We start from the raw sequence: 14,066 nt of genomic DNA on the forward strand, positions 1-14,066 counted from the left end.
TTTCGGGAAGTAGGGGCGTGGTGGCCGAATGCCAAGATCGGTAGAGATCTTCGCTGGTGGTGGCNGTATGGCGCTCGGTATGCGTAACGCCGACTTCGAGCACGAGCAGCTTGTCGAGAAGGAGTCCAAGCCCAGTCACATCCTCCGCGCCAACGCCGAGCGTACCCCATCGCTGTGGAAGAGTGACAATGTCCGCGAGATGGACGTCCTCAAATGGTTGGAGGAACTTGACGATCTACATCTTGATGGTGTAGATCTTGTCGCCGGTGGGCCACCTTGCCAGCCGTTTTCGATCAGTGGGGTACATGCGGGCCACAACGATAAGCGCAACATGTTCCCCGCCGCGATCGAGACGGTTCGCAGACTTCGCCCGAAACTATTCGTGTTCGAAAATGTGCCAGGACTGCTGCGACCCAATTTTCTACCATATTACAACTACATCTTCGACCAGCTCTCCAACCCAGATATCATGCCCCGAACCGACGAGTCGTGGCAGACTCACTGGAGCCGAGTAAGGCAAGGGGATCGCAATGGACTCGCCTATCGAGTCTATCGATCCAAGATCAACGCTGCGGATCTTGGTGTCCCGCAAGTAAGAGAGCGCGTCTTCCTTGTCGGCATTCGAACCGACGTCGCGAACTTCGATAGTTGGCCTGGTATTGCGGCCAGCCATAGCAGGGATCAGCTCCTACGCGCGCAATGGTTGACAGGGGAATATTGGGAAGAGCACGAGATTCTTGAACGGCCAGACATTCCGCCGCGGCTCGCTGCGCGGGTACGCACGCTCCGCCAGCAAGAATTTGATACGGCGGATCAGTTTCGCTGGAANACCACACGTGACGGGTTGTGTGGCCTACCGGAACCCATCGACAATGTTGACCATGAGGAATTCGTCAACCACCGCGGGATTCCCGGCGCGCGCACCTACAAACGGCATACCGGCGGATTGATAGACTGGCCGGCCAAGACCCTCAAGGCGGGAGTGCACGGGGTCTGCGGAGGGGAAGCGATGATCCGCTTCCACGACGAGTCAGTCCGCTACTTGACCGTCCGAGAAGCAGCTCGAATTCAATCATTCCCGGACAACTATGAGTTCCCAGCGACACGGACGGCGGCCATGCGGGCGATCGGAAACGCCGTAGCCGTAAGCGTGGCGGAACGAATTGGCCGCAGCCTCCTCGAACACACCGGTCTACTGGAAGCGGAATAGCTATTCGGTTGCACCCTGATTAGGTGGCTTGCCAGACCCCCTACGGTCCCAAGTGGCTGACCGAGCTCGGGGCTTGGAGTGCCGCGTGCCTGTCGCTGCGTCCAAAGGGTCAGGCCCGTTCGCCTGCAACATCCTTCCGTTTTGGGTGCTGGAGGCAGGCTCCGGCATCGATGGTGGTCGCGGCGCGGATCAGCATCCAGGCGAGGGCGTGCGCTTCCTGCGCGGTGAGGTACTCGATGCCGCTGCGGGTGGGCGCACGATCACCGAAGTCGGCACTGACGACCGCGGGATGGACGGTGGACGCCGTCATCCGCTGTTCGACCCGTACGCGCAGCAGGCCGCTCGCGGACCGCAGCCCAGGTATCTCCGGGATGTCGATCTCCGCGATCTCCGCAATGTGGTGGTCGCCGGGGCCACCGGGTTCGGGACGGAGATGGCCCTCTGGAAGCTGGCACCACGCGGGGCAGGAGTCGCTGGCGGTCACCGGATCACCCGCTGTGTCACGACGCCGCTGCCTGCCGAGGAACGCATGCCGAGAGGGGTGTGCCAGACGAGGCGGAGGTTCCGTCCGGCCACTGCGAAGATCCTGACGGCGTCCTCCGCGTGGGCACACGACGCGTGAAGGGTCGCGCCACCCGCGATGACAAAGGCGTGGTCGTCGAACTGGAAGCCCCAGCCGAACACCGCATCCTCCAACAGACCGACGTCCTGCTCGACGAGCGCGAATAGACGGGGCGCGTGCCTGGCGATAAACGACTCCAGCACCCCGGGCACATCTTGGAACGCTCCGAGCCAGGCAACGTCAGCCCGGAGTTGATCGTCGGGCTCGGCACTGAACTCAATGGTCATGCAGGTCGGTCCTTTCCAACTACACGCCGGGCGGGGCAGCTCCACGCCACCAGGGCAGCCGACATCAAGACGGTCCTTCGTGGCGGACGAGCGGACACTGTCACACCATCGCCCGGACAGCCGCCGGCGTCATTCCCGCCGCGACGAACGATCTGCTCGCGCGGCATCGTCTACGTGACCTGCGCGAATGCGGAGACTGAGCGCTATCTCTTCGTGGGCGTAGCCCACGTCACGCACGTCTGCAAAGCGAGCGCGGCCGGATGCGCCGATCACCTACCGTCACGGGCGTCCGGACTGGCTGTCGGTCGTGGTGTCGGTACTGGCAGCATCGTGGAGGTGCCGGACGAGGCGATGGCAGGATCAGCGACGACCATGCTGGTGGTGATTCGCGGCAACTCGGGAGCGGGGAAGAGCTCGGTCGCGCGGGCGCTACGAGCGCGGGCTGGGCGTGGTGTCGCGCTGGTGGAGCTTTCCGACCGTCCTCCTGGTGCACGTGACGTCTGCGGCGGCGTGGATCGTTGATCCTTCTGGGCCTCTAACCTTTCATGATCTCTACGTTCGGGACGTGGGGATGTGAGGATGCGTGGACCGCAGACGGGTCGTTGGGCAGATACGAGTGCAGGAGATCGTCTTCGGTGGCGGTCGCCGGGCGTGGACGATCCTGTGGCCCGAGGGCGCGGTCTACGAGGACGCGGACCGGTTCCTGCGTCGGTATGAGGGCGAGCCAGGTACGCAGCGGACGTACGCGTACTTGCTGGTGGATCATCTGCGGTGGTTGGAACGCGAAGCACTCCAGCTTGAGGCAGTGCGGCTGCGGGATCTTCAGCGGTACATGGGGATCGTCGGCGCCGAGGTGCGGATGCCGCTGGGCGAGCCATGGCGGGTCGGCAAGCGGCCCTACAGCGCGACGACCTTGGGCACCGCGGCATCGGTGCTGAAGGGCTTCTACCTCGGACTCTCGGACGAGCATCGCCACGTCGAGCTCCGGCGAGACCTGGACCAGGTTCGATTGCCCTCGAAGTTGGACCGGAACAGGTCGTTGCTGGGGCATGTGACCTCGACGATGCCGGCCAACCCGCTGGCACCGGGCAAGGGCACCCAGCGGCATCCGAAGATGCTGCCGGACGAGGGCCGTGGCCGGCTGCTGCGGAGAGCGACCACGGCTCGCGACCGCATGATCGTCACGTGGCTGTATGACGGCGGGTTCCGGATCGGCGAGCTGTGCGGGCTGCATCTCGCGGACCTGCACCTGCGGGAGAACGCCGGCTGCGCCCAGGCGCGCGGCGCCCACGTGCACATCTGCCACCGCGAGAGCAACGTCAACAAGGCCAGGGCGAAGACGAAACACCCCTGGCAGTTGGTGAACGGGGTCGTACAGGGCGGGTTGATCCGCCGGGTCAGCCCCGAGATGATCCACACTTACTTCGTCTACATGACCAGCGAGTACCCGCGCTCCGCGGCGAGCGGCCACGGGATGTTGCTGGTGCAGCTCGCCGGTGAGGACCACGGGCAGCCGCTGTCGGCCGCGGGTGCGCGCAGCATGTTCCGCCGGGTCGGCCTGCGGGCCGGGCTCGGCCGGGTTCACCCGCACCAGGCGCGGCACACCTTCGCCACAGCGGTCCTGGACGCCTCGGGCGGCAACCTCACGATCGCCCGCGACGCCGGCGGTTGGGCGTCCGCCGCCACGGNGGNCCAGATCTACGGCCATACCGACATCCACGATCCCCAGTTCGACGCGGCCCTGCGCAAGGTCTGGAACCAGACGTGACCGAGACCGCCGCCCGACTCGCCCTGCCGCGGCCCAGCCGGGAGTCGCGGGACCGGTTGGAAGTTCTGACCGCTCTGATCGGCGGGCCGGGNTTNGACCCGCTGTTTCGGGACGATGTCATCCGCGTCCCGCGCGACCATCCGGCGCTGCACTGGAACTGCCTGATCGAGGGCTGCGACGGTTACATCCGTGCCCGCGAGCTGTGCGGGAATCACCTGATCCGCTGGCGCGAGGCACAGGCCGCCGGCGTGGAACGGCTGGAGTTCCTGCGCACCGCCGCGCCGGTCGCCGCGCAGAAGCGGCTGGCCGCGCCTGGCGGCTGTCGGGTGCCGCGGTGCGGCCGGCCTGCGGAGCGGAAGGTGTTCGCCGAGTTGTGCGCCTTCCACCTGCGCCGCTGGCAGAAGCGGGCCGGGTCTGTGCGCGTGCTGGAAGACGGCGAGTTCGAGGCGTGGATGGTCGTCCAGGCGCCGCGCGCCTCGTTCGGCGCGTGCGCCGCGCAGTGCTGCACGGATCTGGCCCGCTCACCGCTGCGGCTGTGTGAGGACCACGAGAAGCTCTACCGACGGGCTGGGCGCCCCGGCGGCGCCCAGCTGCCATCCAACTGGGGCCGCTGGTTCGATCGCCGTGGTCGCAGCGTCGCGGTCTCCTATGACGACGAGCCGGCGTTTCGACGCTGGTGCCGCCAGGTGCAGCCGGCCGCCCGGCCGGGGCAGATCAGCCTGCACGGCCTGAGCCCACTGGTCACGGCGGAACTGAAATGGGCCCTGCATGCCTACAGCCAGCGCAGCGATCACACCCGGTGGTGGATGCACGCGATCCTGCGAGTCGTCGACGGCTGCCGCGGCCTCACCTCGATGGCGGACTACGACCTCGTCGGCGCAGGCGCGCACGAGCGGATGATCGTGTCCGAGATCCGCCGCGATCTGGAGATCGTCTACGTGGCGCCGAGCGAGAGCAAGACGGCCGGATACATCGACTTCGAGCACTTCGGCCGCAGGATCACCCATCTCAACAGCAGGTTCGACCTGACCCAGATTCCGCAACGGTGGCTCCGTGATCTGCTCTGGGACCACCTCGCGGACCTTCTGCGCTCGGTCGACTGCCCCCGCGGCCGGGGCACCTTCTTCGCGATCCGCGTCGCGGTCCAGGAACTCGGGGCGTTCCTGGAGGCCAACGCTCCCGCCGCCGGCCAGGACCCGTCGCTACTGCGCGCGGCACACGTCGATCAGTTCGTTGCCGATCATCGTCGCCGAGCCCGAGACCAGCTACCGGCGCTCCGGCCCAGCTACCATGCCAAGCGGCCCGTCGTCACCGACGTCAACTGCAAGAGCACCTTCGAGATTCTTCGCAGGATCATGCGGGCGGCATTGGAGTCCGGTCGCACCGAGCAGATCGGGCTGGACCGGGAGTTCGTCGCCGCCTTCCCCACGGGAGACAAGCCGATCTTCCGGCCTCGCAGCCCCTACACCGACGACACCGCCCGCGCCCTCGCTGACCCAGCCAACCTCGCCCTGCTCGACCAGACCGACATCGAAGGCCGGGGAGCCCGCGACATCTGGGAAACGATCGTGGTCACCGGGCGGCGGGCCGGCGAGGTTCTCGGGCTACGGCTGGACTGCGTCGGAATCTACAACGGCGTTCCGCTCCTCTGGCACGATCAGACCAAGGTCGGCAACTACAACGAGGCCATCCGCATCCCCGACTACCTTCACGAGCGGCTGCGGGAACGGCAACGCACGACCATCACCCGTTTCGAGCAGCGCTACGCGCGGACCCCGACATCGCAGGAACGCACGACCATGGCGATGTTCCCCCGCGGCCACAAGAACCCGCGTGGCACTCACGCCGTCAGCTACACCTGGTTCCACGGGCACTTCCGCCGCTGGCTGCACGGCCTCAACCTGGGCCCGGCGGTTCCGCACCAGGCCCGCCACACGCTCGCGACCAGACTGCTGGCCGCCGGCGCCAGCCTGACGCACATCAAGCGCTACCTTGGCCACGTCTCCGAACGGATGACCGAACACTATGCGAAGGTCGCGCTCAGCGACCTCGACGACGTTCTCCAGCAGGTATGGGTCACCGGCCCCGGCGCGCCCCAACCCGGCCAGCTGATCTCCGACAAGGTGACACCGCTGCCGCACGAGCAGGTCCACGCCCTCGCGATCGATCTTGGACGGCGCGCCACCCCGACTGAAGGTGGGATCTGCACCTACCAGGTCGTCGTTGACGGCGGCGCCTGCCCGTGGAAGCTGGACTGCGAGCACTGCGACAAGTTCGTGATGACCGGCGCCGACCTGCACTACTGGCGGCGCAAACGCGAGCAGTGGTACTCCCTGGCCGAACGCGCACCCACCGACGAGATGGCCGACTGGCTGCACCAGCAGTTCGAGCCCACCGCCCGCGCCATCATCGGCCTGGAACGCGCCCTCGCCGGACTCGGCCTGCTCGACGACGCACTCGCGCTGGACCTGCGCCGCCCCCAGGACTACTTCCACCGCCTCTGGACCACCGGCTTCCGCACCACCGACCTGGCCACCATCGGCGGCGCGGACGCCAGCGCATGACCAACCTGGACGCGGGAGTAGCGCGCACGACGGCCGCCAACCAGGCCCGCCAGCAGGCCACCCGCGACAAGCTCACCCGTGTTGAGGCGACGCTGCGCACCCTGCGCCGCGAGCGAATTCCGATCACCTACCCGGCCGTCGCCCGACGGGCCGGCGTCTCGCGCACCTTCCTTTACCAGAACACCGACGCCAACAAACTGATGACCACGGCGATCGCCGCCAGCGGCGACCAGCGACGCCGAACCCAGGAAGCACACGACGCGCAGGTCGAAGCATCCTGGCACCAGCGGGCTCTCAACGCCGAGGACGCCATCAAGGTCGCTTACGCCGAAATCGACACCCAACGGGAACGGATCAGCATCCTCCTCGGACAACTCCGTGACCTGCATGCCGAGTACACCGAGGGCACCGCCCAACGCCTCGCAGAGGAGAACGGCGCGCTCAAGCAGCGTGTTCGCCAACTCGCCGACGGCAACCGGAGCCTGGAGCAGAAGTTGCACGCCGCCCGCTCCAACAACCGCTTCCTCGNCAAACGCCTCGCCGACCTTGAAGCCGAACTCGTCGACGCACAGTTGAACCGACCGACAGGCTCCCGACCTGATCGTCCTGATCGGTGACCTACGCGGTCGGAAGCCACCCCGCCCTACAGGGGCGGACCCCCGGTCATTCCGGCGCTGACGATCGCGACCTGGAGACCATGATTCAATATGCGCTTCGATCGATGAGCGGATGATGAGCCGACCGCCGGCGCTGACGGGGGTTCTGGTAGACAACGCTCGTCGGCTCCTCGCCGGCACAGGCACGTCTCGGCGGCTGGCGTGTCAGGCACCGATATCAACTCGCCGCCTCACCCAGGGAGGGCAATGACCGGGCTGGGGGCTTTGGCCGCCGCGGGCGGGGTGCGTCTGCTCGCGTCCGTGGCTTCGCCCGCGGCTCGGGCGCTCGCGCGGAAGGCGACGTTCCGGCGGGCGGTCTGTCGCCGCGTACGCAAGCGGGTCAAGTGGCCGTGTCCGTGGCGCGCCTATCGGAAGTGGCTCAAGACCCTCACGGCGGAGGAGCTCGCTGCGCCGGTCGAGGAGATCCAGGCGCACCTGGCCGCTCGTCTCGACGCGATGCTGGCCGCGGCGTCGACAGACTGGGTGCAGTCGCCGGAGCACCTATCACGGGCACTGCGTTTGGTTGAGTTGACGTACCCGGCGATCGCCGCCGGACTTGGCGACGCCAATCGGACGGCGATATGCGAGAGCTGGGCGCAGCAGCGCAGCTTGCAAGTGCGGGACCTGCTCCTCCAACTGGTCGGCCCCGGCGCCGGGCTCAGCTCGCCCGACCTGGCCTGCGCCCTGGAAGCCCGCTCGCGAGCGCGGCGCGCGGTACGCCTGCAGCCCTATGAACTGGACGAGGACACGCTGGCGCCGCACTTCGCGCACGTCGAGATCGTGCAGGTTCCGGCGGGCGAGGTCCGGGTGCTGCTTGGCGACTTCGGCTCCGGCAAGTCTGAAATCGGCGAGGCCTGGCACCGGGCCCGCATCACAGACCTCGCCGCGCACGAGTCGGCGCCGTTCCCCGTCTGGTGCAACGCCCGCGACCTCGTCGCCGAGTCGCTGGAGGCTGCCGTTGAACGGCAGGTGGGCGCCGCGTGGCGGCACGGCCGCGGCGCCGCCGCCGTCGTCGACGGCGCCGACGAGGTGGACCCATTCACCGCGCAGGCGCTGCTGGAAGCGGCGCGGACGACCGTTCGGACGTTCACGAACGTCCGCATGCTGCTCACAGCGCGGCCCGGCGTCCTCGCGCCCACGGATGCAGAGGAGCTGACGGCGCCGCTTCTGGCCGATGACGAGGCTCAGAGCCTGGTTGAACTGGCAGGGGGGCGAGCACACGACACGTGGCAGTGGACGGCCAACATGCGCACGACCGTCGCGCGGCCGTTCTTCGCGCTCGCCGCCGGCGCGATGCTAGCGCGGGACGAGGCGCCGCGCGGTGAGGCCGACCTGATCCGGGGGCTCGTCGAGGACGCTCTCAAGCACGGGAAGCAGCGCGCGGCGGTCACCTCGACCGAGACGCGATCGGTCCTCACAGCGATGGCCGTGGCACTCACCCGCTCCGGCACCGACGGGCTTTCGTTCGGCGACCGCCAGATCGCTCGGTCAAGCCGGCTCGTCGCCGACGCCGTCGATGGCACGGCCCGGTTCTCGCTGCCGATCTTCCAGCACTGGTTCGCGGCCCAGGCGCTCTTGTCAGGAGATGTGCCCGCCAGCGAAGTCATGGCTGACGCGATGAGCTTCAACCGATGGCGCTGGGCCGCGGCTGTGGCCGCCCTCAGCGCGAACGGGCCTGACGCCGTTGACGACCTGCTCACCGCGTGGGTCGCGGCGAACCCGGGCGCAGCCGCCTGGATCCTCAAGACGGCCTTCGCCGGTCACCGGGACTGGCGCGCGCCGGACGACAAAGCGCTCGACCCGACGACAAGCGGCGCGCGCCTGCTCCGCGCGCTGCGCACCTGGACTGACGCGCTAGGAGGCCTCGCTGCCGACACCGTCCCGTGGCCGGTCGTGGCAGGCCCGGTCGAACTGGGCGTCGCCGTGTCTGGGCCCCGCATCGACGTCGGGTTCGCCAGGTCCGCGCCGGCGGCGGATCTCGTAACCGAGCTGCCGCAGGGAGTGCATCCATTGGCTGGCGGATCGACGGTGGGCTGGTCGGCGTGGATCAGCGGCGGAGCGCCCGAAGGCGACGTCTGGCCGTGGACCATGGTCCGCAACCAGGTCGCCAAGGCGACGATCGAGAGGCTGTCCTGGGACCATCGGCTGGGTGCCTCGGACGGCGTGTGGGTCGCCGAGCACCGCTTCGACCTCGCGCGGCGGCTGCTCAACCGGGGCTCGCGATTCCAACAGCCGCTGCCCGCCGAACGGGTACGCGCGCAGGCCGTAAAAATCCTCGACGCGGTCGGCGGGGCACGCAACGCGAGGATCGTGCTCAACGGCCGGAAGATCGGCGGCAGTGACCTCGACGACCTCGTCCGCTGGATCGACGACAGTGCCGCGGAACACGTGGAGTCCCACCTGCCAACCGCGGACATCGAGCATCCGACCGGCGGGNGGGNCTGGGACCGGTTCTCGCCACAGCGACTCATGGAGTTCGAGGTCGAGGTCTACGGCCGCGCCTGCGACGCCTACGACGAGGCCGCGGCGCACGCGTTCGCTCGACTCAGCTGGTCAATGCCGGGTGCGGCGCTCGCGCCGTTCGGCGTCGTCATGGAATTCACAAGCGCCAGCGGCGACCAACCGCCGGGCCTATCGCTGACGCGAGTGCCGGTGGCGCTGCTCCCACAGTTCGCCGCCGAACGCGAGCCGGCCATCCGGTCCGCATCCGGCCGAGCGATCATCGCTTACGCCGAGCCGGAACCGTCAGCAGACCGGTTCCCGGCGATGCTCGGACAGGTACGGGCCTGGCTGGCGCAGCGCGGACGCGAGTCGACCGCCAGCCTGGGCTGGGCCCACACCGCCGCGGACGACATGGCCGAAGTCCGACCCGCGTCCAGCGTCGCCGCCCGCTGGCTGAGCGACGACCTGAAGAATCTAGGGCTGGCCACCGGGACTTTCCCCCAGCTCCGGTAACTGCGGAGCGAAGGAGAGCACCGCCTCGATCACATCCGATCATGGTCAAGCGACGCCGATCTCTCCAGAATCATGCTGGAACCCGTGCTCATTTCTCCCACCCGATGACCGTTGTCGGCCGCCTGCGCGGCGCTCGCTACCGACACCCGACTCTCGGGAAACCGTGTAAGGCTTCGCATGCGACAGCCCACGTCGCGAACATGTTCACGACGTGGATGCCCAGCCTGGAGGCGACTCAACACTTTTGGCGGTTGGTAAGGTCGAGCAGGACTACCTGCGCCGGGTGGTGCTCAGAGAACGGGACGATCCCGGCCAGGGCCCCGGCAAAGTTGTCGCTTAGCAAGCAATCTTCATGATCGTCTCCAGTGGGCGTTCGGGGCGGCGGGCGTGATAACGGATTCCCGCGGCGATGTTCGTAGTACCGGCCAGGCGCAGGATCGTGATCGCGAGGTTGCGCATGCTGGCCATGACCTGGGGCGCGTTACCGGTCCGCACCTGATCGAGGTCCTCGCCGAACGTGACGTCGCGGACCCAGTGCAGCCGGTTCTCCACGTGCCAGTGCTCCCGGGTGAACGCGGCGAGCTCAGCCGGGCTCGCCTGATGGGTTGGCAGGCTCGTGACCAGGTAGGCGACCTCGGTCTCGACCAGCCCGCCGGTGAGTGGCTGACGTCGACGAGTGATCCGCACCGCCTGCACGGCGTGCGGGAACAACAGCCCGGCGCGAACCTCGGTGGCTTTCACCGTGCGCCGTTCGCGGCGGCCGTGGCCCCGCTCGACGGTCCGCGCGCTGGTCCTCACCTGGCCCCAGGGCAGAGCCGCGAGCTGGGCATACAGGCTGGGCTGGTTCGCCTTCACCGTCAGGACGTAGTGCGCCCCGCGGCCGACCAGCCAGCGAGCGGTCTCGGTCTGGGTATGCAACGCGTCCGCCGTAACGATCACACCGGCCAGGTCGAGGCCCGCGAGTAGGACGGGTAGCGCGGGGATCTCGTTCGACTTCGCGTCCACCGCGACCTGGCCGAGCACCACACCGGTGTCATGGTCGAGCGCGGCGAGCAGATGCCGACCCGCGACCTCGCCGGTGCGGGAGCCACGCAGGGTCTTGCCGTCGACCGCGACCCGCCGCCGCGTCCCCTCCCGCGGGCTGGTCACCGCGGCGGCCCAGGCTCCCAGCGCCGTGTCCAGCGCATCAGCGTCGAGGGCTGCGAACACCCGGCGGAACGTCGACTCCTCAGGCACCCGGACGATCCCGAGCGGACCGGCGACCGCCTGACCGGCATCAGCGGCCCACTCGCCGATCGCGGTGAACGACCGCGCGCCAGCGACGACCGCGCAGGTCGCCAAGGTCAGCACCACGGCCAGGCTGTACCGCCGCCCTCGGGATTTCCGTGGATCCGGCACCCGGCCGAAGACCGCCAGCAGACCCGACAACGAGGACGGGCCCTGATAGCCGTCAGTGACAGCGACAGCCAGCTGATCGAGAACAGGAACAGGCGGTGATACTGGTACGGCGGGCACGGCACCTCAGGTCGATCATGATGGCGTAGGAACCTCCATGATCTCCAGGTGTCGTGCCCGCACCCATGAAGCCCCCGACCGCGGGCCGGTCTCCCGCTACACAGCCCCACCACAAACCCCAGGCCTGACCCACCGCCTACGCGTCAGCAAACTTGCCGGGGCCCTGCGATCCCGGCGGGTTCGCTCCGGCGCTGATCGATCAGACCGTGCGTTTCTGTCTTGATCATGGTTTCCACGNTGTGCTGGAGGGCATCCTCACCGCGGCCCGCTACGCCAGCATGATCGAAGGACTGCTTGGTGCGCATCAGGGCCGGAGTTTCGTCTTCTACCTTGACGTGTCGCTGGAGGAGACGCTGCGTCGTCATGCCACCCGGCCGCAGGCGGCCGAGTTCACCAGCGAGGACATGCGCGGCTGGTACCTGCCCCGTGATCTTCTCGGGGTAGATGGCGAACAGGTCGTCCCGGAACACTCGACGCTCGACCAGACGGTCGCGTTCATCGGAGCCGCCGCCGGGCTTGTACCCGCGTCGCCCATCCGGGCGGCACCAGGCAGTCCTGCCCCATGAATCGCGCGACGGGTGCGGGTGTGCGGGATTCGTGGCCTGCCGCTCCAGACNAGGTGTCGGCTGGCCGCAGCCCATGATGCTTCCGCCAGTCGCTGCGTGCTTAGGGGATCGTGGCCTTCTTCACCGTGCCGCTGACCGCTGGCAAGCCAGTCAGCGGGGCCGATGTGGGAGGCCTGGAAGATCCACTTCAGCTTCGTAGAGGTCCTCGAAGGCGCGGACCGCCGGATCGGCTCGAAACGCGGCGAGACGAGCGCGCAGGTGTTGGACCCGGTCGGAAGTGCGTGCTGATCCTGCGCGGGCGTCGAGGCGGACGACGTGTGAGGCTTCCTCGACGGCCCGGTGGAGATCGCCTGTCTGCAGGTAGGCCTCGGCGAGCCAGGAGCGGTAGAGGGCGGCTTCGCGGGCGTGGTCTTCGTCGCAGCGGGCGACCGCGTCGACCAGCAGTGGTTCGGCGCGTTTCGGGAGGCCGAGTTCGACGTAGCAGCGGCCGGCCATCATCTGGATCTCGTTGTCGTCGAGCCAGTACACCCAGGTCGGTTCGTCGTCAGGGTGGCGCTGCTCGTAGTGCCGTTCCACCGCGGCGAGCGCCTTCTCCGTGGCCGACCGGTCGCCGGCCTTCGCATGTGCCCAGGCGATCCGTTCGTACAACAGCGCCAGAGTGGCCGGTGTGGCGGAGTCCTCCGCTCCGCGCAGGGCGGTGCGGGCCAACAGGATCGCGGTGCGCGGGTCGTGCTGATTCGCGAACTGGTAGCTCAACGTCGAGATCAGGTTCGCCGCGACCGGGCTGTTACCCGCAGCGTGCGCGGCTTTCACTCCGTCGAGATAGAAACGGCGCGCGGCCTGGGTGTGGCCGGCGTCCATCGCGACCCATCCGGCGAGCTGGCAGAGCTCCGCGACCGCGGACTGCAGCCGACGTCCGAGATGCTCATCGTAGATCGCGTCGCCGAGCACGGCGGTCGTGGCGGCGACTTCCCGGGAGACCAACTCGTGCAGGTCCCGGCCGCCGACGAAGTCATCCAGACGGCGCAGCTGCACGACCCGGCCTTCCACCGTGCGGGTAAACGCCTCGCCGATCCGCCTTCCTACGCGGGTCTCCACGACCTGGGGTGGTTCGGTCACCAGCCACTCGTGCGCGCGGCGCAGAGCNGTATCCGCGTCGATGTCCTCCTCTATGGGATCGTTGCCAGCGGGCGCGACAGAGCTCACCCGGCCCGGAAGAGCGGGCACACGCACGTGTTCGACACTGACCGGCTCAGGCCGCGGTCGGCTGCTGATCGCGGTGGCGNTGTGTGCGGTGCCGTCCTGCGCCGGCCGTGGAATGCTCTTGTGGATCTGCGCGATGAGGAGCAGATCGTCGTGGGGCATCTGCTCGCGATCATCAAGGTCAATGAGGTTGTGGATGCTGGTGCCGTAGACCTCGGCGAGCAGCGCAAGGAGCTGGGGGGTCGGCCGGCGACGCAGGGGCAGCGGCCAGTTCTCCAGCTCGCTGAGACGGGGGCCGGTCATCGGGGCCTTGCCGTGCGGGTCAAGGCCGGTGCGGGCGGCGTGAGCGTTGATACGGCCCGCGGCCTGTTGCTGAGTCCAGCCGTGCGCGATCCGGTGCGCGGCGCGGGGACGGTAGTGGTAACGGCGGGCGAACTCGATCGCGATCTCGTCGTGGGACATGCCGACGGCGCGCATCCGCTCCCGCAATTCGTCCTGCTCGACGCGATGGCTGGGCGTGGCCACGACGATCGTGAGTCCCTTCCGTGACAGAGTGTCATCTCGCGATTCCGGAGGCCTGTCCACGGTAGTCGATCGATCACGCCCCGGGGAGGCAGGGGCGGTATCGCCGCGAAACGATTGCTGCCGCCGTTGGTGTTTTCCCAGCTCACACGGGGTCGAGAAAGACGAACAGCTTCTTCGCGTTCGAGGGAATGACCGGCGGCACGGCTGGGGCGATGGTGTAACGGTTCCACTTTGCCTACCGTCAGTGAGGGCCGT

At 68.2% G+C, this 14,066-nt stretch carries 8 protein-coding genes and 2 pseudogenes; 6 read left to right on the forward strand and 4 right to left on the reverse strand.

Annotated features, from left to right (window positions below):
• The first annotated feature begins 28 nt into the window (after positions 1 to 28).
• Positions 29 to 1,210 (forward strand): DNA cytosine methyltransferase, encoded by a 1,182-nt coding sequence (locus ALLO2_RS24425; RefSeq protein WP_084588415.1) that lies wholly within the window; start codon positions 29 to 31, stop codon positions 1,208 to 1,210.
• 109 nt (positions 1,211 to 1,319) lie between these two features.
• Here the strand turns inward: ALLO2_RS24425 and ALLO2_RS12380 are convergent, their stop codons facing one another.
• Positions 1,320 to 1,694 (reverse strand): hypothetical protein, encoded by a 375-nt coding sequence (locus ALLO2_RS12380; protein ID WP_023841387.1) that lies wholly within the window; start codon positions 1,692 to 1,694, stop codon positions 1,320 to 1,322.
• Positions 1,691 to 2,059 carry a hypothetical protein gene (locus ALLO2_RS12385; protein ID WP_023841388.1) on the reverse strand — a complete coding sequence of 123 codons (369 nt, stop codon included), beginning with the start codon at positions 2,057 to 2,059 and terminating at the stop codon, positions 1,691 to 1,693. Before ALLO2_RS12385 ends, ALLO2_RS12380 begins: the two co-directional genes overlap by 4 nt.
• A gap of 351 nt (positions 2,060 to 2,410) precedes the next feature.
• On the opposite strand from ALLO2_RS12385, the pseudogene ALLO2_RS28235 reads away from it, so the two are divergent.
• The 4 genes and pseudogenes from ALLO2_RS28235 to ALLO2_RS12405 all read left to right on the forward strand — a co-directional run.
• A pseudogene (locus tag ALLO2_RS28235) lies at positions 2,411 to 2,527 on the forward strand (kinase); the annotation flags it as partial.
• 115 nt (positions 2,528 to 2,642) lie between these two features.
• A complete protein-coding gene (locus ALLO2_RS12395) occupies positions 2,643 to 3,827 on the forward strand; it encodes a tyrosine-type recombinase/integrase (protein ID WP_035732220.1) in 1,185 nt (394 codons plus the stop codon).
• Positions 3,824 to 6,391 carry a site-specific integrase gene (locus ALLO2_RS26410; protein ID WP_035732222.1) on the forward strand — a complete coding sequence of 856 codons (2,568 nt, stop codon included), beginning with the start codon at positions 3,824 to 3,826 and terminating at the stop codon, positions 6,389 to 6,391. Before ALLO2_RS12395 ends, ALLO2_RS26410 begins: the two co-directional genes overlap by 4 nt.
• Complete coding sequence (locus tag ALLO2_RS12405; RefSeq protein WP_051875139.1) at positions 6,388 to 7,008, forward strand: DUF6262 family protein; 621 nt, start codon at positions 6,388 to 6,390, stop codon at positions 7,006 to 7,008. The genes ALLO2_RS26410 and ALLO2_RS12405 overlap by 4 nt, the downstream gene beginning before the upstream one ends.
• Before the next feature lie 3,330 nt (positions 7,009 to 10,338).
• Here ALLO2_RS12405 and ALLO2_RS12415 read toward each other — a convergent pair.
• Positions 10,339 to 11,421 (reverse strand): ISAs1 family transposase, encoded by a 1,083-nt coding sequence (locus tag ALLO2_RS12415; protein WP_082456752.1) that lies wholly within the window; start codon positions 11,419 to 11,421, stop codon positions 10,339 to 10,341.
• A 266-nt stretch (positions 11,422 to 11,687) separates the two neighbouring features.
• On the opposite strand from ALLO2_RS12415, the pseudogene ALLO2_RS12420 reads away from it, so the two are divergent.
• Positions 11,688 to 12,083, forward strand: a pseudogene (locus ALLO2_RS12420) (kinase); the annotation flags it as partial.
• Between the two features lie 150 nt (positions 12,084 to 12,233).
• Here the strand turns inward: ALLO2_RS12420 and ALLO2_RS27215 are convergent.
• Entirely contained in the window at positions 12,234 to 13,763 is a 1,530-nt protein-coding gene (locus tag ALLO2_RS27215) for a hypothetical protein (protein ID WP_369808151.1), read from the reverse strand.
• Between the last annotated feature and the right edge of the window lie 303 nt (positions 13,764 to 14,066).

Origin of the sequence: Frankia sp. Allo2 (assembly GCF_000733325.1) — a bacterium.
Taxonomy (GTDB): Bacteria; Actinomycetota; Actinomycetes; order Frankiales; family Frankiaceae; genus Frankia; species Frankia casuarinae.